This window comes from Aquimixticola soesokkakensis, from assembly GCF_900172375.1.
In the GTDB taxonomy this organism is placed as follows: Bacteria; Pseudomonadota; Alphaproteobacteria; order Rhodobacterales; family Rhodobacteraceae; genus Aquimixticola; species Aquimixticola soesokkakensis.
Genome location: NZ_FWFS01000009.1, coordinates 137,036 through 157,861 on the forward strand (window position 1 = coordinate 137,036; position 20,826 = coordinate 157,861).

General features: G+C 61.3%; 21 protein-coding genes. 14 read left to right on the top strand and 7 right to left on the bottom strand.

Annotated features, from left to right (window positions below):
* Positions 1-96: 96 nt before the first annotated feature.
* The 4 genes from AQS8620_RS12450 to AQS8620_RS12465 all read left to right on the top strand — a co-directional run bounded on the left by AQS8620_RS12450 (position 97) and on the right by AQS8620_RS12465 (position 4,048).
* The gene (locus AQS8620_RS12450; protein ID WP_085837229.1) at positions 97-786 is read left to right on the top strand and encodes a cysteine hydrolase family protein; all 690 of its coding nucleotides are present in this window, start codon (positions 97-99) and stop codon (positions 784-786) included.
* 9 nt (positions 787-795) lie between these two features.
* Positions 796-1,689, top strand: a complete 894-nt coding sequence (locus tag AQS8620_RS12455) for a nitrilase-related carbon-nitrogen hydrolase (protein ID WP_085837230.1) — start codon at positions 796-798, stop codon at positions 1,687-1,689.
* 4 nt (positions 1,690-1,693) lie between these two features.
* Positions 1,694-2,965, top strand: a complete 1,272-nt coding sequence (locus tag AQS8620_RS12460; RefSeq protein WP_085837231.1) for an MFS transporter — start codon at positions 1,694-1,696, stop codon at positions 2,963-2,965.
* Between the two features lie 159 nt (positions 2,966-3,124).
* Positions 3,125-4,048, top strand: a complete 924-nt coding sequence (locus AQS8620_RS12465; RefSeq protein WP_085837232.1) for a LysR substrate-binding domain-containing protein — start codon at positions 3,125-3,127, stop codon at positions 4,046-4,048.
* A 170-nt stretch (positions 4,049-4,218) separates the two neighbouring features.
* Here AQS8620_RS12465 and AQS8620_RS12470 read toward each other — a convergent pair whose 3' ends face one another.
* From AQS8620_RS12470 to AQS8620_RS12485, 4 genes are all read right to left on the bottom strand, one after another.
* Positions 4,219-5,313 carry an ABC transporter ATP-binding protein gene (locus tag AQS8620_RS12470; protein WP_085837233.1) on the bottom strand — a complete coding sequence of 365 codons (1,095 nt, stop codon included), beginning with the start codon at positions 5,311-5,313 and terminating at the stop codon, positions 4,219-4,221.
* Positions 5,310-6,155 (bottom strand): ABC transporter permease, encoded by an 846-nt coding sequence (locus AQS8620_RS12475; RefSeq protein ID WP_085837234.1) that lies wholly within the window; start codon positions 6,153-6,155, stop codon positions 5,310-5,312. The genes AQS8620_RS12470 and AQS8620_RS12475 overlap by 4 nt, the downstream gene beginning before the upstream one ends.
* A gap of 10 nt (positions 6,156-6,165) precedes the next feature.
* Positions 6,166-7,065, bottom strand: a complete 900-nt coding sequence (locus AQS8620_RS12480) for an ABC transporter permease (RefSeq protein ID WP_085837235.1) — start codon at positions 7,063-7,065, stop codon at positions 6,166-6,168.
* Positions 7,066-7,147: 82 nt separating this feature from the next.
* Positions 7,148-8,464 carry an ABC transporter substrate-binding protein gene (locus AQS8620_RS12485; RefSeq protein ID WP_085837236.1) on the bottom strand — a complete coding sequence of 439 codons (1,317 nt, stop codon included), beginning with the start codon at positions 8,462-8,464 and terminating at the stop codon, positions 7,148-7,150.
* 327 nt (positions 8,465-8,791) lie between these two features.
* Here AQS8620_RS12485 and AQS8620_RS12490 point away from each other — a divergent pair, with 327 nt between their 5' ends.
* The 10 genes from AQS8620_RS12490 (at position 8,792) to AQS8620_RS17235 (ending at position 18,150) form a co-directional block, all read left to right on the top strand.
* The gene (locus AQS8620_RS12490; RefSeq protein ID WP_085837237.1) at positions 8,792-10,114 is read left to right on the top strand and encodes an amidase; all 1,323 of its coding nucleotides are present in this window, start codon (positions 8,792-8,794) and stop codon (positions 10,112-10,114) included.
* A 138-nt stretch (positions 10,115-10,252) separates the two neighbouring features.
* Complete coding sequence (locus tag AQS8620_RS12495; RefSeq protein ID WP_234990480.1) at positions 10,253-10,786, top strand: flavin reductase; 534 nt, start codon at positions 10,253-10,255, stop codon at positions 10,784-10,786.
* Positions 10,787-10,813: 27 nt separating this feature from the next.
* Complete coding sequence (locus tag AQS8620_RS12500; protein WP_085837238.1) at positions 10,814-11,413, top strand: 3,4-dihydroxy-2-butanone-4-phosphate synthase; 600 nt, start codon at positions 10,814-10,816, stop codon at positions 11,411-11,413.
* Between the two features lie 95 nt (positions 11,414-11,508).
* Positions 11,509-12,966 (top strand): aldehyde dehydrogenase family protein, encoded by a 1,458-nt coding sequence (locus AQS8620_RS12505; RefSeq protein WP_085837239.1) that lies wholly within the window; start codon positions 11,509-11,511, stop codon positions 12,964-12,966.
* A 277-nt stretch (positions 12,967-13,243) separates the two neighbouring features.
* Entirely contained in the window at positions 13,244-13,927 is a 684-nt protein-coding gene (locus tag AQS8620_RS12510) for a Crp/Fnr family transcriptional regulator (RefSeq protein ID WP_085837240.1), read from the top strand.
* Between the two features lie 408 nt (positions 13,928-14,335).
* On the top strand, positions 14,336-14,962 hold the full coding sequence (locus AQS8620_RS12515) for an ATP-dependent Clp protease proteolytic subunit (RefSeq protein ID WP_085837241.1): 627 nt from the start codon (positions 14,336-14,338) through the stop codon (positions 14,960-14,962).
* A gap of 275 nt (positions 14,963-15,237) precedes the next feature.
* A complete protein-coding gene (gene clpX, locus AQS8620_RS12520; protein ID WP_085837242.1) occupies positions 15,238-16,503 on the top strand; it encodes an ATP-dependent Clp protease ATP-binding subunit ClpX in 1,266 nt (421 codons plus the stop codon).
* A 225-nt stretch (positions 16,504-16,728) separates the two neighbouring features.
* Positions 16,729-17,112, top strand: a complete 384-nt coding sequence (locus AQS8620_RS12525; RefSeq protein WP_085837243.1) for an NADH:ubiquinone oxidoreductase subunit NDUFA12 — start codon at positions 16,729-16,731, stop codon at positions 17,110-17,112.
* Between the two features lie 58 nt (positions 17,113-17,170).
* On the top strand, positions 17,171-17,620 hold the full coding sequence (gene mlaD / locus AQS8620_RS12530; RefSeq protein ID WP_085837244.1) for an outer membrane lipid asymmetry maintenance protein MlaD: 450 nt from the start codon (positions 17,171-17,173) through the stop codon (positions 17,618-17,620).
* A complete protein-coding gene (locus tag AQS8620_RS17235) occupies positions 17,617-18,150 on the top strand; it encodes a DUF2155 domain-containing protein (RefSeq protein ID WP_234990481.1) in 534 nt (177 codons plus the stop codon). Before mlaD ends, AQS8620_RS17235 begins: the two co-directional genes overlap by 4 nt.
* Here AQS8620_RS17235 and aat read toward each other — a convergent pair.
* The 3 genes from aat to accB all read right to left on the bottom strand — a co-directional run bounded on the left by aat (position 18,105) and on the right by accB (position 20,694).
* A complete protein-coding gene (aat, locus tag AQS8620_RS12540; protein ID WP_085837245.1) occupies positions 18,105-18,770 on the bottom strand; it encodes a leucyl/phenylalanyl-tRNA--protein transferase in 666 nt (221 codons plus the stop codon). The genes AQS8620_RS17235 and aat overlap by 46 nt on opposite strands.
* A 74-nt stretch (positions 18,771-18,844) precedes the next feature.
* Positions 18,845-20,191, bottom strand: coding sequence for an acetyl-CoA carboxylase biotin carboxylase subunit (accC, locus tag AQS8620_RS12545; RefSeq protein WP_085837246.1), 1,347 nt, complete (start codon positions 20,189-20,191; stop codon positions 18,845-18,847).
* Between the two features lie 8 nt (positions 20,192-20,199).
* Positions 20,200-20,694, bottom strand: a complete 495-nt coding sequence (gene accB / locus AQS8620_RS12550) for an acetyl-CoA carboxylase biotin carboxyl carrier protein (protein WP_085837247.1) — start codon at positions 20,692-20,694, stop codon at positions 20,200-20,202.
* Between the last annotated feature and the right edge of the window lie 132 nt (positions 20,695-20,826).

The window sequence follows — 20,826 nt, forward strand, 5'->3', positions numbered from 1 at the left end:
CGCCCTTAGGTTGGGGAACAACGCCGCAAGACACCATCACGTGACACCCTCACGAGACCCCTGAAAAAGACCCCAATTGAGACGGAGAGACGCGACATGGCAAAAGTATGGGACAGCTTTTTGACCGAGGACGACAAGAAATTCATGGCCGCGCGCAAAAATCTGCGTCAGCCGCATGGGCCGGGAAAACACATGGCGCTTCTGGTCATCGACATGCAGGTAACGGCCATCGGGGAAAACCTGCCGATTGTCGAGCAGATCGAAAAATTCCCCGGAAACTGCGGCCCGCATGCGTGGAAATCCATTCCCGTGCAGCAGGATATGATTGCCGCTGCGCGCGCCGCCGACATGCCGGTGATTTATTCCAAACATATTTTCCACGCCTATGCAGGCTTTGCGAATGCAGCATCGGGTGTGTTTTCCGAAAATGATCCGCGCTCGGAAATTCCGCCCGAAGTGGCGATGCAAAAGGGCGATATTCTGGTCGAAAAACAAACGCCGTCGTGTTTTGCGTTCACCAACCTGCACCTGATCGCCAAGGAAAAGGGCATCGACGGGTTTTTGGTGATGGGCAATTCGACCTCGGGCTGCGTGCGCGCGACCTGCGTGGATGGCGAGGCGATGGGCTATAAAATGCAGGTGATCGAGGAGGGCGTGTTTGACCGTATCGAGATGAGCCACGCCGCCGCCCTCTTCGACATGCAGTTCAAGATTTGCGATGTTCTTAGCGCGAGCGAGGCGCTTGAGGTCATCGGCGCGCCCGCCGCTTTGGCAAAATCGGCCTGAGGAGCGATCATGAACACATTCACCGCCGCTGCCCTGCAACTCGGGCCTGCCTCTGAGACGATTTCTGCCACAACCGACCGGATTTGCGCCCTGCTGGATCAGGCGGCGGGCGCGGGCGTGCGCTTTGCCGTGCTGCCCGAACTGGCGTTGACGCCCTATTTCGCCGCCCAAGTGCGCGACACGGTCGAGCCTTTCGTGTCGGTTGTCGAAAACACCAAAGCCCTGGCGCGCATCGCCGCCAAGGCCAAACAACACGCCATGTCCGTGGTGGTGTTCTTTGCCGAGAAAACCGATGCGGGCCTTTATAATTCCATGGCCTTTTATGACGAAAGCGGCAGCCAGACGGGCCTGCACCGCAAAGTCCACATCCCCGGAAAGGTCGAACCGGACCCGAGCAAACCGCTCAATATTCTTGAAAAACGCTATTTCAAAGCCGGTGATCTGGGCTTTGGCGTCTATCCGACCAGCGGCGTGAACGCGGGCGGGTTGATCTGCTACGACCGCCGGTTTCCCGAAAGCTACCGCAGCCTGATGCTGAACGGCGCGGATCTGTTTTGCGTGGGCTACAACACGCCCGTGATGGACGGGGGCACCCAGGAAGACGGGCAGCGCGCCTCGGAACTGGCGATTTGCGGCGGGGCCTATTCCAACGGCACCTGGGCGATTGCCAGCGGCAAAGCGGGTGTTGAGCTGGGCACGACCTTCATCGGCGGCAGTTTCATCTGCTCGCCCAAGGGCGACATCGTCGCCAAGGCCAAAACCGAGGGCGACGAGGTCATCACCGCCCAGATCGACATGGCGTTGCAAGAACAGGTGCGCGCCCGCTGGGCCTTTGCCGAGAACCGGATGGAAGAGGCCTATACGCTGAGCCCCCCTGCCACCCGCATGAGCGGAGCCGCCTAGGATCATGGGACTCTTTTCGCGGCCCCGGACGGCCGCGCCCAAAAGCCCGACATCGGCGCTGGGATACCCCGCGTTTCGCCGCTTTTTCGCCTCTGCGGTGGTCTCCATGCCGGGCAACTGGATGCAGATCACCGCGCAGGCGTGGCTGGTGTTGGAAGTGCATAATTCGCCCATGGCCCTTGCTTGGGTGACGACCTTGCAATTCATGCCGATCCTGTTGTTCACGCTGATGGGCGGGGCCTTGGCGGATCGTGTGGCGCGCAAGCCCCTGCTGATCGGCGCGCAGATCGTTGGCGGGCTGCAAGCCTTGGTGCTGGGCATGCTGATCGTCACGGGCCACTTTGAATTGTGGCATCTCTACGGGCTTGCGGTGATCCTGGGCTTTGTGAACGCTATCGACGGGCCGCTGCGCCAAGCGGTGATCGCCGATCTGGTCCCGCGCGAAGCCCTGTCCAACGGCGTGGCTCTTGGCGCGCTCACGCAAAACATCGGACGGCTGATCGGCCCTGCGCTGGCGGGGCTGGTGATTGCGGGCTTTGGCGTGGGGGCGGCGTTTTTCATCAACACGCTGACCTATCTGAGCTGCGTTCTGGTGCTGATGACCATCCGCATCGAGAAAACCGTGCTTGTCGGGGCCAAAGTGTCGCTGATCACCGCCACCCGCGAAGGGTTGGGCTATGCGCTGAAATCCTTTCCGGTGCGCTTTATTCTGGTTGCCACCGCCTTTATCGGCATTTTCGGGCAGAATTTCACCACGATGATCCCGCTTGTGGCCTCCTATCTGCTGCACGCCAGTCCGGCTAAGTTCGGACTTTTGAATTCGGCTTTGGGGGCAGGGTCTTTGGCGGCGCTGTTGATGTTGACGCGCATGGGCGACCCGACGGTGCGGCGCATCCTGATCGCGGGCCTGGCCTTCGGGGTCTTGTTGATCGCCATATCGCAAAGCAGTTCGATGCTGGTCTCTTGTGCCCTGTTTGCGGTCGTGGGCGCGGCGGCGGTGGTGTTTTCCACCTCCGTGCAGACCGCCTTGCAACTGGTTTCGCCGCCGCATCTGCGCGGGCGGCTGGCATCGATGGTGACCTTTCTGATTGTCGGCACCTCGCCCTTGGGCGCGATGATGACGGGGGCAATTGCGTCCAACATCTCGGTGGCGGTGGCCATCGCTGTGAACGGTGGGCTTTGCGCGCTGGGTATGGGGATTGCGGTCTGGATGGGCCACAAGCGCCAGATCCGATTCGAACCCGATCCACGGGGTCTGGATGCTGCGGCTGAGTAAGTCCGTACATTTATCAAGCGTTGATCCGCTTCGTTTGCCCTATATTTGGGCAAGGGAGGCGGATCGTCGTTTTGTGCTTTCAATCTAATTTTAAAACATTTGCTTAATTTCTTCGAGAGGCGTCTCTTTGTAACAGGGAGACAACAACGAGGATAAGAAATGCGAAAACGGGTCCCCTTGAATGCCATCCGCGCCTTTGAAGCGACGGCGCGCATGAGCTCGGTTGTCAAAGCGGCAGATGAACTCTGTGTCACGCCGACCGCCGTTAGCCATCAGATCAGACTGTTGGAAGATTTCCTGCAAATACAGCTATTTATTCGCAAAAATTCACGTATCGAACTGACAACGGATGCGCGGGCGAATGTCGCGCGGATCACCCAGGCGCTCGACCTGATCAACGAAGCCGTGTTGTGCCTTGAGAAATCGGACGAGGACGTGCGCCGCCGCTTGTCCGTCTCGGCCTCGGCGTCGGTTGTGTCGCTGTGGCTTATGCCGCGCCTGTCGGAATTCATGAAAACCGCGCCAGAAGTGGACCTGAACGTGCGCACCTTTTTGAGCCGCAAGGAAGCCGAAAGTCAGGAAAGCGACATTCGCATTTGCAACTGGCAAAGCCAGCTCGATTGTCAGATCGAGCCGCTGATCGAAGAGGAAATCATCCCCGTCTGCGCGCCGGAAATCGCGGCGCAATACGGTGGCAACGCCCGCGATATTCTGGCCAATGCGCCCTTGGTGCATGTGGATCGCATTCAGGACGGGCTGGACGGCACCTATCCCGATTGGGCGCGCTACCTTACCGAATACGGCGTCTCGCGGTCCGATCTGAGCCACGGTGCGCGCTTTAATCAGGCCGGAACCGCGATGGAGGCCGCAGATGCGGGTGTTGGCGTGATCCTTGGCCGCTCCTTGTTGATCGAAAAGGCCATCGCGCGCGGCACTCTGGTGCCCGTGGCCGAAAGCTATCCGATCCGCTCGCCCTATTTCATGCTCTCGCCGTGGAAAACGGACGGGCGCGAAACCATGCAGCGTTTCAAGGACTGGATTGTTGGAAAAGTCCGGACAAATGAATTGGTTCACGCGATCTGAGCGGGGCGCGACGGACCGGCATTCAGAACGCGCATTCACAACGTGCATGGGGGCCTTTGCGGGCCCCTTTTGCTATGCGCCGCGCTGACACGCGAAAAGCGCCCGCAGACACCGGTGTCTGCGGGCGCTGTCCATTGTGACACGCAAAAGGATCGAGTAGCGGTTGGCCCTTACATCGGCGCAAGCGCGTGTTCGTCGCTGGCCTCCCAGGACATTTGCGCGGTTTCACCGATTTCCGGCGCGTGGTCGAAATAGGTGAGGGCGGGCATGAGGACGGTCATGTCTTCGTTCTCGGCGGTGGTCACGGTGATGCGCACATTGGTGCCCTGATATTCGATCATCGAAATTTTACCCGAAAGGCTGTTCATGCCGGGGCGCGCCCCAAGGTGGCACTGGTCGGCGCGCACGCTGACCTCTCGCCCCTTGCTCTGGATCACGTTGTGACCGCCCAGGAATTTGGCGACGAAAGCGTTGGTGGGGGTTTCGAACACCTCGCGCGCGGGGGCGGCCTGCATGATCACGGCATCGTTCATCACCACGATCAGATCGGCGAGCGCGAGGGCTTCGTCTTGCGAATGGGTGACATGGATGAAGGAAATCCCGAGTTCTTTCTGGATGCGTTTGAGTTCGGCGCGCATGCGGATGCGCAAGAAAGGATCGAGGGCGGAAAGCGGCTCGTCAAGCAACAGAACCTTGGGGCGCGTGATCAGCGAGCGCGCAAGTGCGACGCGCTGTTGCTGGCCCCCCGACATCTGGTTGGGCAGGCGTTCGGCCAGATGATCCATCTGCACCAGTTCCAGGTATTCGCGCGCCTTCGCGCGCCGCTCGATCTGCGCCACGCCGCGCACCTTGAGCGAAAAGGCGACGTTGTCCAGCGCGGTCAGATGGGGAAACAGCGCGTAGTCCTGAAACATCATCGAGGTGCCGCGTTCGACGGGGGGCAGGGTGGTGATTTCGCGGTCGTGGATGAGGATGGCGCCCTCGCTTACGTCCTCATGGCCGGCCAGCATGCGCAGGGTCGTGGATTTGCCACAGCCCGACGGGCCCAGCAGGCAGCAGTAGGAATTGCGCGGGATGCGCAGCGAAATATTGTCCACCGCAGGCGCGCCCAGTGGGGCGTAGCGTTTGGTGACCGATACAATTTCCGCATCAAAGCGGTGGCTTTGGGTGGCCTGTTTGAGTTTGGGGGTCGCTGGGGCGGTATCTTTGGGCACAGGCGAGACTTTCAAATCGGTATCAGGGGTCTTGAGAAGAGCAAGTTTCATGCGGCGGTCCTCATCTGGCGGCGTTTGGCAAGGCGGCTCATCACGATCAGCGAGACGATGACGAGGGTGAAGGAAAACAGCGTGGTGATGGTACCGATGGCAAAGAGCACCGGCGTTGACGCGGCCGTCAGCAGCCCCGTGACTTCCATCGGCATGGTGTTGCCCGTGCCGATATTCAGCGAGGTGCGCGCGGTTTCCTCATAGGACGAGGTGAGGCCGGCCATGGCGATCCCGATGATGCCGGGCAGGATGATCGGGACGATCACCTGGGTAAAGCGCTGGCGTGCGGAGGCGCCCAGATCGGTGGCGGCTTCCTCGTAGCTGGGGTTGAAGCGGCCCAGCACGATGAACATGATCAACAGGCCAAAGGGCAGGGTCCATGTCAGCTGCGCGCCGATGCCGGAGGTGAACCAGTTGGTGCGCCAGCCCAGCAGGTTGAACATCAGCGCGATGCCAAAGCCCACGAAGATTCCGGGCAGCACCATCGAGGTGATCGCGGAGTAGAAGACGAAATTCGACCCGCGGAATTTGCGCCGGTAGGCCATGCCCGCCGAAAGCGAAATCGCCATGGTGAGGATCGCGACGACAAAAGCGAGGCGGATCGAGCGGCGAAAGGCATTGCCGATGTCGCCGACCCCCTGGCCGTCCCCCGAAAACAGCACCTGAAACCAATGGGTGGACCAGCCCTGCATGGGAAAGGACATGCCCCCCGTCGGCCCCTGGAACGACAGGATATAGACGCAGGCCATCGGGGCGTAGAGGAACAGCAAAAAGGCACTCAGAATGGCGGCAAGAAAATAGAAAGACAGCGGGCGCGCGCGGCGGGGATTGGGTTTGCTCATGGCGGGGCCCTTATTTTTGAAGTTCTTTGCGGATGTCGGCAAAGCGCAGCAGCAGGCCGACAATCGACAGCACGATGACCAGCAGCACGATGGATTTGGCGGCCGCCGGCGGGTACATGAAGGCGTTCAACTCGGTGACGATCGACATGCCGACGGTGTTCACCTGACTGCCCGACATCTGTTTGACGATGAACACATCGCCCATCACGGCCGTGACCACAAAAATCGAGCCGATCGCGATGCCCGGTTTGATCAGCGGAAAGATGATGTCGCGGATGATCTGGCCCTCTGAGGCCCCTGCATCCTTGGCGGCCTGGATGACCGAATGGGGGATCTTGGCCATGGAATTGGCCATGGCGGCGACCATCGGCATGGTGAGCAGGTTGATATAGGCGACCAGCACGGCAAATTCGCTATACATCAGCCATGTCACCGGCTCGGAGGTCAGATGCAGCCCCATCAGCGCTTGGTTGATCAGCCCTTCGCGGCCCAGAAGCGGCACCCAAGACACCATGCGGATCGGACCCGAGGTCCAGAACGGAATGGCGATGGCGGCCATCAGCAAGAGGCGCAGCGCGCCCGAGCGGACGTGAAACGACAGGAAATAGGCGATGCAAAAGCCCAGAACAAAGGTGACGACCCAGACGATGGCGACGAATTTGAATGTCAGCGCGTAGAGGTTCAGCGTCAGCTGCGAGGTGAACAGATCGACCCAGGATCCAAGGTAGAGTTCGGGGAACACCTGCGCGAAATCATAGTCGAGAAAGCTCACGACAAAGATGATTGCCAGCGGGATCAGCACCATCAGGGTGAAAATCACCGCCATCGGCGCGACTTGAAGCCATGAGGCCACTTTGGGCGAGAGGACTTGGCGCTGGTGGGGAGGGGCGGCGGATTGGGCGGCGGGCATGGGCGTGCTCCTGTCGTATCGTGTGGGCCGTGGGGAGAGGCGCGCGCCAGGGTCATCCTGCCACGCGCCGATGTGTAAGCCCTTAGGCGGACAGGAAATCCTGCCACTGGCGCACGAGGTAGCGGTCTTCGTCCATCAGGGTGTTCCAGATGCCGATGTTGCCCATGCGGTCCCAAAGGGCACCGCCATCGCGCGTGGCACCGGCTTTTTCCATGACCTTGCCAAAGGGGTTGAGGATGTCGCCCTGAGCGGCTTTGCCTTCGTACCAGTAGCCGTATTCATCGGCCGTCATGAATTCCTTGGCGTTGTCGGGCACCGAGTTGTAGAAGCCCTGGCGCGAAATAAACGCACCGGCCCAACCGGCATTCACCCAGTTCATGTATTCGATCGCGCAGTCGCGCTTGAGCCCCTCAAGGTGGTTCATCGCCGACATCATGATGTACCAGCCGCGATAGCCCTCTTTCATGCCCTGATAGGTGCATTCGATGCCACGGGTGCGCACTTCGGTCACCGCAGGCGACCACATGGATTGCAATTCGACCTCGCCGCTTGCCATCAATTGCACCGATTGGTCAAAGTTGGACCAGAAGCTGCGGAATTGTCCGGCTTTTTTGTATTCGATCAGCTTTTCGATGGTGGCGTCGATTTCCGCCTTGGTCATGTTGCCCTTGTCGACATAGGTGACTTCGCCCAGGGCTTCGAGCGCCATGGCCGCATCGGCGATGCCCGTCGAGACACCGTCTTGCAGGGCGACCTTGCCCGCAAATTCGGGGTTCAACAGCTCGCCCCAGCTGTCGATGGGGCGGCCGATCAGGTCGGGGCGGATGCCCAGCGTGTCGGCGTTGTAATACATGGGCACGCCGACAAGGTAATCGGTGGGCGTAAGCGAGAATTCCTGCGCGCTTTCGTCTTTCCAATATTGCGACTTGATCGGCGCATAGCCCTCAAGGCTGGCGGCGGTGCCATCGGGGTAGGTGCCATCCACGAACAGCGACAGGGTTTGATCCCAGTATTTATAGGCCGAGACCGGAACCGGCATCAAAACGCCGCGGCCCAGAAAATATTTCATGTTGGTGTTGGGCATGTCGGTGACATCGACCGTGTCGGGCTGGGTGAGCAGGCGGTTCACGTGGGTCGTTGTGTCGGGGGCGGTCTGCATCACCACTTCGAAGTCCAGATCCTCATTCGCTTTTTCGGCGATCTGGGGAATGGTCGAATAGGACTGCCCGATGTGGGTGATGGTGATGTCCTTGATGTTTTGTGCCCAAAGCATCGGCGCGGGCAGGGCCGATGCGGCCGCTGCTGCTGCGCCGGTTTTCAACAGCGCACGGCGCGACAGGCCGGTTTTGGCAGAGGCCGATTTGTATTTGTAGCTCGGGGTGGTCGTGGCGTCGGTCATAATGTCCCTTCCTGTGGGTGTGATGGGCGCGCGCATGCTGAGGGTGCGATTGCAGGGGATGCCGTGAACGACATGAGGAGAGCAGGCGGTTGGGTGATCAGCAGTGCGGCGAGAGCTGCGGGGTTGTCCCCGTCGTTTGCCCTTTGACTGTGAGCGTGTCGGGCGCAAAGCCGCAAATGAGAAAATTTGACGCCAGCGGTGAGGAAAGCTGCGCTGCGCTGCGGCGCGCTCTGTGCTTGACTGGCCGGACACCGATTGAGCGGCGCGGTTTTGCAGCGCCTCCAGAGCCTATCGCATTCCAGACCCTATCGCAGAAGGACACCTGCCATGACCCATTCCCCTGATGTCGAGACAACCGTTTCGGGTGATCCGCTGACCGCCACTGCCATCGTGCGCGATGTGACCTCGGGGGCGCGCAGCGCCGCCGAAGTTGCCCGTCAAAGCCTTGAAGTGGTGGCCGAATGGGAACCCAAAGTGCAGGCCTTCGAATTTCTCGACCCCGCCCTGGTCGTGGCCCAGGCGCAGGGCGTGGATCGTGTCGCTGTCAAAGGTCCGCTGGCGGGGGTGACATTGGCCGTCAAGGACGTGATTGCCACCAAAGACATGCCCACAGGCCATAACACCGCGCGCTACAAGGGCGTGCAAACCGGCGTGGATGCGGCCTGCGTGGACACGCTGCGCGCCGCCGGGGCCATCGTTCTGGGCAAGGCGGTCACCACGGAATTCGCCTCGACCGCGCGCGGCGGCAAGACCCGCAATCCCCATGACCTCACCCGCACGCCGGGGGGGTCGTCTTCGGGCTCTGCCGCGGCGGTGGCCTGTGGCATGGCGGCGGTGGGATTGGGCACGCAGACCGGCGGGTCGACCATCCGGCCCGCGTCGTTCAACGGGATTTTCGGCTGGAAGCCGACATGGAACGTGATTTCGCGCGAAGGGCTGAAAGTCTATTCCCTGACCTGCGACACGCTGGGGCTTTATGCGCGCGATATCAATGATTTCGACATGCTGGCCGATGTGTTCGACCTTGATCCTTGCGACGTGCCCCAAAGCCTTGAGGGGCTGCGGGTCGGCTTTTGCCGCACCCCGATGTGGGAGAAGGCCGAAGCGCCGATGCGCGCGGCGATGGATGCGGCAGCGCTGGCGCTCAAGAGCGCAGGCGCGCAGGTGATCGAGGTCGAATTGCCCGATATTTTCAACGGCATTGCCGAGGCGCATGGGGTGATTCTGGCGCGCGAAGGCCGCTCTGCTTTCCTCAACGAGGTTCGCAATACGCCCGATATCGGCGTGCAATACCGTGACCTTGTGTCCAATGCGCGCGGCATCACCCCCGAAAGCGCGCGCGCGGCCTATGCGCTGGCCGACCGGTGTCGCGCCAGTTTTGATGAAATTATGGGCGGTTTTGACGTGATGATGACGCCGTCCTCTTGTGGCGAAGCGCCCGAAGGGCTGGAAAGCACGGGGGATGCGTCGCTCAATTCGATGTGGACGCTGTTGCAGGTGCCTGTGGTGTCCGCGCCCGGCCTGACGGGGCCGCACGGGATGCCGCTGGGGATTTCCTTTGTGGCGCGGCGCTACGGGGATCGCAAAGCCATCAAGGTGGCGGGGCTCGCGGCGCCGCTCTTTGAGCAGACCGGCGATGATCTGACCTGAGGGGCGCAGAGGGGGAGAGAGGCAGGTAGCTGAGTTTTCCTCACGCCCGCGCTGCCGCCTTCTCACTTCGCAGGCGGCGGCCTGCCTGCCTAAGCTGATGTTAACGGGCGATAGCCCTATTTTACCAAAGGAACTGCGATGAGCGCTCAAAGTGAAACGATGATCGAAGAAACCCCCGCGCAGCTGTTGGCGCATGTGTCCAAAGAGGCGTTTCGCGGCGGCATGGCCCGTCTTGCAGGGGCGGTGAACATCGTGACCACCGACGGCGCTTCGGGGCGCGCAGGCTTTACCGCCTCTGCGGTGTGTTCGGTCACCGACAGCCCGCCCACGCTGCTGGTTTGCATCAACCGCGCGTCTTCGGCGGCCCCTGCGTTTCTGGAAAACGATGTGTTGTGTGTGAACACGGTGGGGCCGGACCATCAGGATCTGGCGATGCTGTTTGGCGGCAAAACCCCGATGGCCAGCCGGTTCGAGCAGGCCGACTGGGCCGCAGGCAAGACCGGCGCGCCGGTGCTTGACGGCGCGGTGGTGTCCTTTGACTGCACCGTCAGCCAGCGCACCGTTGTGGGCACCCATGAGGTGATCTTTGCCGAGGTGGTGGGGGTCGTTGAAAACGATCAGGCCAGTGCAAGCGCCTACTGGGGCCGCAAATTCCACGAATTGAAGAACTGATTCCCAGCCAGAACAAGGATTTGAGCGATGGTAATGATGGATGCAAAAATCATGTCTGACGCGCTCACGCGCGCTTTGAACGACTTGGCCGCAGGGCGTCCCGTGATTTTGACCGGCGCGCGCGATGGCGGGCCGGTGATGGTGCAGGCGGCGGGCGCGGTGGATGACACTTGGGTGAATTTCATGGCCCGCGAGGCGCGCGGCTTGCTGGGCATGGCGATCACGCCGCGCCGCGCCAGTGCACTTGGCCTCAGCTTGCAACCGCGCCGCAACGTGGGCCGTCCGGTGCCGCTCTACACCCTGTCGATCGAGGCAGCCGTCGGCTGCACCACGGGGATATCTGCGGGCGAGCGCGCGACAACGGTTGCCGCCGCCGCCGTCACCCCCGCGCGTCCCGAAGCGGTCGTGACACCGGGCCATATTTTCCCGCAGGTCAGTGAAATTGGCACGGGCGGTCAGGCCGAAGGTGCGCTGGACCTGTTGCGCCGGGCCGGTGTGATGCCGGTGGCGATGATCTGTTCGATGCTGGATTTCGAGGGCCGTGATGCGGATGATCTGCACGCCTGCACCGTGGCGGCAACCCTGGATCTGGCGATTGTGGATATGGGGGAACTCGGGCTGGTCTAGCGGCACGAACAAGCGCGTGAGCAAAGGGGAATGGCTCTTGCGCTTGCAAGCGCGCTCGGGTCAGGTGGAGCAAATCTGATTGGAGAAGCCCCCCCATGTCCGCCACCCTGTCCGCACCCCTTTCCCTGCCGCCGCTGAACACACAGAAATTCTACATCAACGGTGCCTGGGTTGCCCCGCAGGGCAGCCAGACCATCGGCGTGATCAATCCCGCGACCGAAGAAGAAATCGCCACCCTCGCCATGGGCACGGCGGCGGATGTCGATGCGGCCGTCACCGCCGCCAGCGCCGCGTTCCAGACCTGGCAATTTTCCACCAAATCCGAGCGCCTCGATCTTCTGGCCGCCATCCGCAGCGCCTATGAGGCGCGGTATGACGATATGGTCGCCGCAATCACCGCCGAACTCGGCGCGCCCGTGGATCTGAGCCGCAATGCGCAGGCCAAAGTGGGCATCGGCCATCTTGACGGCGTGGTGCGCGCGCTGGAGCGGATGGACTTCGAGGCGCTCAACGCCGAGGGCGATCTGATCCTGCACGAGGCGATCGGGGTCTGCGGGTTGATCACGCCGTGGAACTGGCCGATCAACCAGATTGCGCTCAAGGTGCTGCCCGCCATCGCCGCCGGTTGCACCGTGGTGCTCAAACCCTCCGAAGTGACCCCGCTCAACGCGCTGCTGTACGGCGAAATCCTGCATGCGGCGGGGGTGCCTGCGGGGGTGTTCAACCTTGTGAACGGCGACGGTCCTACCGTGGGGAGTGCCCTGTCCAGACATGAAGATGTGGCGATGATGAGCTTTACCGGCTCGACGCGCGCGGGCACGCAGGTTTCCAAAGACGCCGCCGATACGGTCAAACGCGTGACGCTGGAACTGGGCGGCAAATCCCCCAACATCATTCTCGATGATGCCGATCTGGAGGAGGCCGTGACGTGCGGCACCCGCCATGTGATGAACAACACCGGCCAAAGCTGCAACGCCCCGACGCGGATGCTGGTGAGCCGCAAGAATTACGCCGCCGCCAAAGAGATCGCCGGACGGGTCGCCGCCGCCACGCAAGTGGGCAATCCGCAAACCCCGGGCCAGCACATCGGACCCGTGGTCTCGGATGTGCAATACGGGCGCATCCAGGCGCTGATCGAAACCGGCATTGCCGAAGGCGCCAGCGTTCTGGCGGGGGGCGCTGGCCTGCCCGAGGGCGTGAACCGGGGGTATTTCGTGCGCCCGACGGTCTTTGCGGATGTCGACAATCAGGCCACCATCGCGCGCGAGGAAATTTTCGGTCCCGTGCTGACCCTGATCGCCTATGAGGACGAGGCCGAAGCCATCGCGATTGCAAATGACACGCCCTACGGGCTTGCGGCCTATGTGCAGGGCGAGGCGGATCATGCCCTGAAGGTGGCGCGCCAACTCAAGGCGGGGATGGTGCATATCAACGGCTCGGACATTTCCTACGGCTCGCCGTTCGGGGGCTACAAACGCTCCGGTGTGGGCCGTGAAGGCGGCGTGTATGGCATCGAGGATTTTTGCGAAATCAAGGCGGTCTCGCGCCCTTAAGGGCCTTTCGCCCCGCCCGAAGCGACACATCCGGCCCGCGTGAAAAGGCGCGCGCCGGACCTGTCCACGCGCGCGCGGTCTTGCGCCCTTCAGCGTGGCGAAAGGCTATCTTCACAGGGGTGTCATTGCGCTAATCGGTGCGGAACAAAATGTCGTTTGACGCAGTTTTCTTTGTGAAAGGATGCAGGAGAGGCCAAAGGTTCGTGAGTGAACAAGGCCGCTTTTTGGTCGGGGACTCTTCCCCGCGCATCCGTGAAGACACGAAGAAGGGTGCCGCATGCGACACACGGAAGTTGCCGATCTCGACCGCTTTAAAACCGGTGAAATGACCATCCGCCCGGGGCGTCCCTTCATGCATGAAGGCGTGGGGCAGGGCGGTCTGTTTCGCCTGCAGTCGGGCATGGGGCTGCAATCGGTCAACCTGCCGGACGGGCGCCGACAGGTGACCTGCATGTTGGTGCCTGACGATGTGATCGGGATTGAGGACGGGTTCCTCGATACGGTGTCGCGCACCGCCGAAGCCACCACAGAGCTGCGCCTGAGCGTCTACGACAAGCGTGGATTCCTGACGCATTTGTGCGAAAATCCCAAACGCGCCACGACGCTCGTCCGCCTGCTTTCGCTGTCCGAGCGCCGCGCGACGGATCAAATGGTCACCCTGGGCCAGCGCGGGGCGGCAGAGTCGATCTGCTGGGCCGTGTACCGCTTTTATCGTCGCCTTGATGCGATCTCGATGACGCATCCCTTTGGCGAGGGGGGCGTCAGTTTCCCCTTTCCCTACCGCCAACGTGATCTGGCGGATGCTTTGGGGCTGTCGCTAGTGCACACCAACAAGACCCTGGCACGGCTGCGCGATCTTGATCTCGTGCATTGGCGCGGGGACCGTATCGAGGTCGCCGCGGTCACGCGACTGCGCACCCACGCAGGGATTCCCGATCGCGAGGACGATGCCTTCGATTGAGGCGGCACCGGCCAAAGCCCCCCGTTTCAACCGGGGGAAATGCGCACCGGACGGCGCTTGGCGGTGGGGGAAGAAAAAATCTTCCGCCGCCGTTTTTTAATCTTTCGCATAGGTTTTGCCGTTAGCCTGACACGCAGATGGTCGCGAAATCACCGGTTTTGAGGGTGTTTGGGGGCTTAGGGGCGCGGATTTTGCCGATTTTGGTGCCGTTTGTGTCATTTTGACTGCTGTTTAGACGGCCTTAACCAGAGATAGATAAAATTGAAAATACATGCCCACGTCTTGCAGGGAGTCACGCCGCTTACTAAGACTCATGGAAGGCCCAAACGCGCGCCCTCGCCCCCAAGGCGGGACAGGGGCAAACTTGGCGCAAACCTTTGAAACGTACAGCTTGAGGCGGCACACGATATGAAAGACCCGATGGACACCTATATGAACACCCTTGTGCCGATGGTGGTCGAACAGACCAGCCGTGGCGAGCGGGCGTTCGACATTTTCTCGCGGCTCCTCAAAGAGCGGATCATTTTCCTGAACGGCCCCGTGCACGATGGCATGTCCTCGCTGATCTGCGCGCAGCTTTTGTTCCTTGAGGCGGAAAACCCCTCCAAGGAAATTTCCATGTACATCAACTCGCCCGGCGGTGTCGTGACCAGTGGCCTGTCGATCTACGACACGATGCAATACATCCGTCCTAAAGTGTCGACGCTGGTGATGGGGCAGGCGGCCTCGATGGGCTCCTTGCTGCTGACCGCAGGTGAAAAAGGCATGCGCTTCTCGCTGCCCAACTCGCGCGTCATGGTCCACCAGCCCTCCGGCGGCTATCAGGGGCAGGCAACCGACATCATGATCCACGCGCAAGAGACCCAAAAGCTCAAGGACCGCTTGAACCAGATCTACGAAAAACACACCGGCCGCCCGCTTGAGGAAATCGTGAACGCCTTGGAACGTGACAACTTCATGTCGCCCCAGGATGCAAAAGACTTCGGTCTGATCGACGAAATCGTCGAACAGCGCGCCGTCCCCGACGCCGGTTAAGGCAGGGGAAAAACAACCCGCCACCGCCCGCCCCGACGCAAGCGGGCGGTGGCAATTTTGGCGTTGTACCTGCTGGGGGGCTGTCCTACAGTTTGGCGCATGGCCAGTTAGGGCGCTGGTGCCTTGCAGCGTGCCGGCCTGCTGATTGCTCCGATCCGGGGGCGGTCGTGCAGGGAAGGCAATGCGGGGAGGATGCCGCTTTTGCGGCCCTTAGGTGACGAAGCGCGGCAGGACCGCCGCGCGCAATATGCGGAGCAACGCTCCAGGGGAAGACGATGGCGAACTCATCAAGTGGCGATAGCAAAAACACGCTTTACTGCTCTTTCTGCGGTAAAAGTCAGCATGAGGTCCGCAAGCTGATCGCCGGGCCGACCGTATTCATCTGTGATGAATGCGTCGAACTCTGCATGGATATCATCCGCGAGGAGACCAAGACAAACGGTCTCAAGGCCGCCGAAGGTGTGCCGACCCCGCTCGATATCTGCAAGGTCCTCGACGACTATGTGATCGGTCAGGCGAAAGCCAAACGCGTGCTCTCGGTTGCGGTTCACAACCACTACAAACGGCTCAATCACGCCCAGAAATCGGGCGGTGATATCGAACTGGCGAAATCCAACATTCTGCTGATCGGCCCGACCGGTTGCGGCAAGACCCTGCTCGCGCAGACCCTTGCGCGCATTCTTGACGTGCCCTTCACCATGGCGGACGCGACCACACTCACTGAAGCGGGCTATGTGGGGGAGGATGTCGAAAACATCATCCTCAAACTGCTGCAAGCCTCGGAATATAACGTGGAACGTGCGCAGCGCGGCATCGTCTATATCGACGAAGTCGACAAGATTACCCGCAAATCCGACAACCCTTCGATCACCCGCGACGTGTCGGGGGAAGGTGTCCAGCAAGCCCTGCTCAAAATCATGGAGGGCACCGTGGCCTCCGTGCCGCCCCAGGGCGGGCGCAAGCATCCCCAACAGGAATTCCTGCAAGTCGACACCACCAACATCCTGTTCATCTGCGGCGGTGCCTTTGCGGGCCTCGACCGGATTATCGCACAGCGCAACAAAGGCTCGGCCATGGGCTTTGGCGCGGATGTGAAAGACAACGAACAGCAGGGCGTGGGCGAATTGTTCCAACAGCTCGAACCCGAAGATCTGCTGAAATTCGGCCTTATCCCCGAATTTGTCGGGCGTTTGCCGGTGCTCGCAACGCTGGAAGACCTCGATGAGGACGCGCTTGTCACCATCCTGACCCAGCCCAAAAACGCGCTGGTCAAACAATACCAACGCCTGTTCGAGCTTGAACAAACCCAGTTGACCTTCACCGAGGATGCGCTGACCTCGATTGCCAAACGTGCAATCGAACGTAAAACTGGTGCGCGCGGCCTGCGCTCGATCCTTGAGGATATCCTGCTCGACACGATGTTCGAATTGCCCGGTCAGGACACGGTTGTCGAAGTCGTTGTGAACGACGAGGCGGTGACCGCCGCGGCCAAGCCGCTGATGATCTACGCTGACGACAAGGAAGAAGCGACAGCAGGCTGAACACAGTGATAAAGATGCGCCCCGCGGGGCGCATCTTTTCTTTCAAAAGGGGCAAAGCGCCTGCGCTCTGGCTTCTTTCGGACCCAAATACCCGATCAGGCCGCTCACAGGTCGGCGCGGTGGCAAGGTCGAAAACCCGCTCGTCACGCGCCTTGTTCACGCATCCCTCTGGACCTTGGCGCGGCTTTGGGTCATACGGGAAACGACGACATTCGGAGGCACTCGATGAGCATTCTCAACACGGTTTTGCGCGCCTTGACCTGGTACAACGGTCAAAGCATCGGCACCCAGCTATTCACCGCACGCAACGGCGTCAAAGTCGGTGAAGATGTAGAGGGCAACGTGTTCTACACCTCCAAGGATGGCAAGAAGCGCTGGGTGATTTACAACGGCGAAAGCGAAGCAACCCGCGTCTCGCCCGATTGGCACGGCTGGCTGCATCACACCTTTGATGACGCGCCCGCCACGACGCCACTTGTGCATAAAACATGGGAAAAGCCCCACCACGAGAACCTGACCGGCACGCCGCTTGCCTATGCGCCCGCGGGGTCGATCCGGCGCGATCAACCCGCGCCGCGCGCCGATTACGAAGCCTGGCAGCCCGAGTAAACACCGCAAGCGTAGAGGCCGCAGTCAGGGGACACTGGCCCGGCAAAAGGGGTGTTCCATGTCCGAAAATACCACTGAAGTCATTGTCGGCACGGGTGTTTTGCTGCTGGCGGCCGGGTTTTTGGCCTATGCGGGGCAGATCGGTGGATGGCGGGGTCCGGGCGGTGACAGCTACACCATCACCGCCTCGTTTCGCTCTGCGGATGGCGTGTCTGTCGGCTCGGATGTGCGCATCGCCGGAGTGCGGGTAGGCACCGTCAGCGATCTCACGCTTGATCCTGCCACGTTTCGCGCGCAAACGACGCTGACGCTGGACCGCGCGGTTGTCCTTGCGGATGATACGGCGGCGATTATTGCCTCCGAAGGGCTGTTGGGTGGAAATTTTGTCGAATTGCTGCCAGGCGGCGGGGTCTTCGACCTCGAAGCGGGCGCTGAAATCGTTGATACCCAAGGGGCTGTCAGCTTGATGAATCTGCTGCTCAAATATGTCACGGGAACGGGCCAATGAGATTTGTGAACCCCCTTTGCGCCCTCGGGCTTGCCTGTGTGCTGAGCACCGCCGCGCAGGCGCAGGACACGGGCACCCTCGCGCCGTTCAACGGCAACCCCGGCGGCTTTGACACGTCGGTCGGCAGTCTGGAAGATACCGAAGGCGCGCTGACGCTTGAGGAATTACAGCGTCTGCCCCAGGGGGGCGCGATGAGCGACCTTGAAGGCATCACGACCGAGACCCAAGACAAAGTTGCCCGGGCCGCTGGGGCGCGTCTTCGGGCGCTCGACAAGCTGACCGGACGGGTCAGCGACCTCGATGTCAGCGCGGGGGGTACCGTGGATTTCGGGCGGCTCGCCGTCACGCTCGATCAGTGCCGCTATCCCGAAGGCAACCCCGCGGGCAACGCCTACGCCTATCTGCACATCGAAGCACAGGGCATGGAGACAGCGGCTTTTGACGGCTGGATGATCGCCTCGGCGCCCGCGCTGAACGCGATGGATCACCCGCGGTACGACGTCTGGGTTCTGAGCTGCAAAACCTCGTAAAGTGACGGGGGCCTTGGCGCGAAATCCGCTGTAACGCCAAGTGCTACGCCAAGCTGTTTGCGATAGGTGGCCCGGCTTATTTCGATGGCGCCGAGCGACGCAAGATGGGGTGTCAGGAACTGCGTGTCAAACAGCGTAAATCCCCCCGCGCGCAGATGGGCGACCGTATAGGCGAGCGCGACTTTCGAGGCATCGGTTTCGCGCGAGAACATGCTTTCGCCAAACCAGGCGCCTTGCAGGGCGACGCCGTAAGTCCCGCCCACCAAACGGTTTTCACGCCAGACTTCGATGGAATGCGCATAGCCCATCTCGTGCAGCGCGCTGTAGAGCTCAAAGATTTCCGCATTGATCCAGGTTTGCGCACGATCCGCGCAGCCGCGCAGGGTTGCTGCAAAGTCATGGTTGATCCGGATGTCAAAGCGCTGTGATTTCAAGGTCTTGGCAAGGCTGCGCGAGATATGGAACCTGTCGAGATCGAACACCCCGCGCTGGCGGGGATCAACCCAGAAGATTTCGGATTCCTCTTCGCTTTCGGCCATGGGAAACACGCCGCTGGCATAGGCATTCAGCAGCAGCTCGGGGGTAATGGCGGGCAAAAGCGCAGGTGTGATCGGGTCCATAGCTTCAGGGGTACGCAAAGAAAAAGACCGCTGCAAGAGGGCAGCGGTCTTGTCGGTCGTGATAGGGGCTTGCGTCAGGCGAAAGTGCGTTCAAGCCATTTTTCCAGCCAGTGGATGTTGTAATCCCCGCTCTGGATGTCTTTTTCGCCCAGCAGCGCGTGATGCAGCGGGATTGTCGTGTCGATCCCGTCGATGATCAACTCGCCAAGCGCACGGTTGAGCCGTGCGAGCGCCTCGTCGCGGTCGCGCCCGTGCACGATCAGCTTGCCGATCAGGCTGTCGTAATAGGGCGGGATCGAATAGCCGGCATAAAGCGCGCTATCCATCCGCACGCCGAGACCGCCGGGCGCGTGATACTGCGTGATCTTACCCGGGCAGGGCGAGAAATTGGGCAGTTTTTCCGCGTTGATCCGCACCTCGATGGCGTGACCGTTGATCACCAGATCCTCTTGGGTGAAGGACAGGCCAAGGCCAGCCGCCACACGGATCTGTTCGCGCACAAGGTCCTGGCCGAAAATGGCTTCCGTCACGGGGTGTTCGACCTGCAGGCGGGTGTTCATTTCGATGAAATAGAACTCGCCGTCCTCATAGAGGAATTCGATCGTGCCCGCGCCGGAATAGCCCATTTTGGCAATGGCATTGGCGCAAATGTCGCCGATACGCTTGCGTTCCTGCGGGCTAATCGCGGGGCCGGGGGCCTCTTCGAAGACCTTCTGGTGACGCCGCTGCAGCGAACAGTCGCGTTCGCCCAGATGGACGCCGCCGCCTTTGCCATCGCCAAAGACCTGCACTTCTATGTGGCGGGGCCGCTGGAGATATTTCTCCATATAGACCTCGTCGTTGCCGAAAGCGGATTTGGCTTCCGAGCGCGCGGTGCGAAAAGCCGTTTCCAGCTCTTTGGCATTCTGGGCGACTTTCATGCCGCGCCCGCCACCACCGGCGGTGGCTTTGATGATGACCGGATAGCCCATTTCTTCGGCCGCTTTCTGGGCGGATTCGAAATCGGGCACGCCGCCAGCCGATCCGGGCACACAAGGGATTCCCAGCGCTTCGGCGGTCAGTTTGGCGGTGATTTTATCGCCCATCTGGCGGATGTGCTCGGCGGAGGGGCCGATAAAGGTCAGCCCGTGGTCTTCGATGATCTGCACGAAGGCCGCGTTTTCCGAGAGGAACCCGTAGCCCGGATGGATCGCCTGCGCGCCGGTGATTTCACAGGCCGCGATGATCGCGGGAAAGGACAGATAGGACTGCGCCGAGGACGCAGGCCCGATGCACACAGCTTCATCGGCCATGCGCACATGCATCGCATCGGCATCGGCGGTGGAATGGACCGCAACCGACTGGATGCCCATTTCGCGACAGGCGCGGATGACGCGCAACGCGATTTCGCCACGGTTGGCGATCAGGATCTTGTCGAACATTGCGGGCCTCACTCGATCACGACGAGCGGAGCGCCGAATTCCACAGGGGTGCCATCATCCACGAGGATGCGCTTGACCGTGCCGGAGGTGGGGGAGGGAATCTGGTTCATCGTTTTCATCGCCTCGATGATCAGCAGGGTCTGGCCCTTGGTCACCGTATCGCCGATTTTGATGAAGGCGGCTGCGCCGGGTTCTGCCGCAAGATAGGCCGTGCCAACCATGGGCGAGGTCACCGCATTGGGGTCTTCGGCGGGATCTGCGGGCGCGGCGGCTGCGAGCGGAGCAGCAGGGGCGGCTGCAGGGGCCGCCTGTGCCGGCGCGGGGGCTGCGGCGTAGTGAACGGGGGCGGCGGCTTGCGGCTGCAAGCGGCTGACGCGCACGTTGAGGCTGTCGTCTTCGCCGTATTCGCGCATGACCTCGAGTTCGGTCAGATCGTTGGCTTTAAGCAATTCTGCAAGCGCCTGAATGAAGGCGACGTCGGATTCGTTGTTCTGTTTTGACATAAGGGTCCTCGACCGTTCCTGCCGCCCGTCTATGCGGGCTATTTTTTCTGGCTGACCTGCTTATAGGGCAGGCTTGAGGCCATGAAAACCCGCCAAGTGACCTTGGAACTGGCGTGAACGGGCAGGGAGCGG

What these genes read in the sequence shown, in the direction of transcription:
- AQS8620_RS12450 (WP_085837229.1), top strand. Translation starts at nt 97, where the DNA reads ATGGCAAAAGTATGGGACAGCTTTTTGACCGAGGACGACAAGAAATTC.
- AQS8620_RS12455 (WP_085837230.1), top strand. Translation starts at nt 796, where the DNA reads ATGAACACATTCACCGCCGCTGCCCTGCAACTCGGGCCTGCCTCTGAG.
- AQS8620_RS12460 (WP_085837231.1), top strand. Translation starts at nt 1,694, where the DNA reads ATGGGACTCTTTTCGCGGCCCCGGACGGCCGCGCCCAAAAGCCCGACA.
- AQS8620_RS12465 (WP_085837232.1), top strand. Translation starts at nt 3,125, where the DNA reads ATGCGAAAACGGGTCCCCTTGAATGCCATCCGCGCCTTTGAAGCGACG.
- AQS8620_RS12470 (WP_085837233.1), bottom strand. Translation starts at nt 5,313, where the DNA reads ATGAAACTTGCTCTTCTCAAGACCCCTGATACCGATTTGAAAGTCTCG.
- AQS8620_RS12475 (WP_085837234.1), bottom strand. Translation starts at nt 6,155, where the DNA reads ATGAGCAAACCCAATCCCCGCCGCGCGCGCCCGCTGTCTTTCTATTTT.
- AQS8620_RS12480 (WP_085837235.1), bottom strand. Translation starts at nt 7,065, where the DNA reads ATGCCCGCCGCCCAATCCGCCGCCCCTCCCCACCAGCGCCAAGTCCTC.
- AQS8620_RS12485 (WP_085837236.1), bottom strand. Translation starts at nt 8,464, where the DNA reads ATGACCGACGCCACGACCACCCCGAGCTACAAATACAAATCGGCCTCT.
- AQS8620_RS12490 (WP_085837237.1), top strand. Translation starts at nt 8,792, where the DNA reads ATGACCCATTCCCCTGATGTCGAGACAACCGTTTCGGGTGATCCGCTG.
- AQS8620_RS12495 (WP_234990480.1), top strand. Translation starts at nt 10,253, where the DNA reads ATGAGCGCTCAAAGTGAAACGATGATCGAAGAAACCCCCGCGCAGCTG.
- AQS8620_RS12500 (WP_085837238.1), top strand. Translation starts at nt 10,814, where the DNA reads ATGGTAATGATGGATGCAAAAATCATGTCTGACGCGCTCACGCGCGCT.
- AQS8620_RS12505 (WP_085837239.1), top strand. Translation starts at nt 11,509, where the DNA reads ATGTCCGCCACCCTGTCCGCACCCCTTTCCCTGCCGCCGCTGAACACA.
- AQS8620_RS12510 (WP_085837240.1), top strand. Translation starts at nt 13,244, where the DNA reads ATGCGACACACGGAAGTTGCCGATCTCGACCGCTTTAAAACCGGTGAA.
- AQS8620_RS12515 (WP_085837241.1), top strand. Translation starts at nt 14,336, where the DNA reads ATGAAAGACCCGATGGACACCTATATGAACACCCTTGTGCCGATGGTG.
- clpX (WP_085837242.1), top strand. Translation starts at nt 15,238, where the DNA reads ATGGCGAACTCATCAAGTGGCGATAGCAAAAACACGCTTTACTGCTCT.
- AQS8620_RS12525 (WP_085837243.1), top strand. Translation starts at nt 16,729, where the DNA reads ATGAGCATTCTCAACACGGTTTTGCGCGCCTTGACCTGGTACAACGGT.
- mlaD (WP_085837244.1), top strand. Translation starts at nt 17,171, where the DNA reads ATGTCCGAAAATACCACTGAAGTCATTGTCGGCACGGGTGTTTTGCTG.
- AQS8620_RS17235 (WP_234990481.1), top strand. Translation starts at nt 17,617, where the DNA reads ATGAGATTTGTGAACCCCCTTTGCGCCCTCGGGCTTGCCTGTGTGCTG.
- aat (WP_085837245.1), bottom strand. Translation starts at nt 18,770, where the DNA reads ATGGACCCGATCACACCTGCGCTTTTGCCCGCCATTACCCCCGAGCTG.
- accC (WP_085837246.1), bottom strand. Translation starts at nt 20,191, where the DNA reads ATGTTCGACAAGATCCTGATCGCCAACCGTGGCGAAATCGCGTTGCGC.
- accB (WP_085837247.1), bottom strand. Translation starts at nt 20,694, where the DNA reads ATGTCAAAACAGAACAACGAATCCGACGTCGCCTTCATTCAGGCGCTT.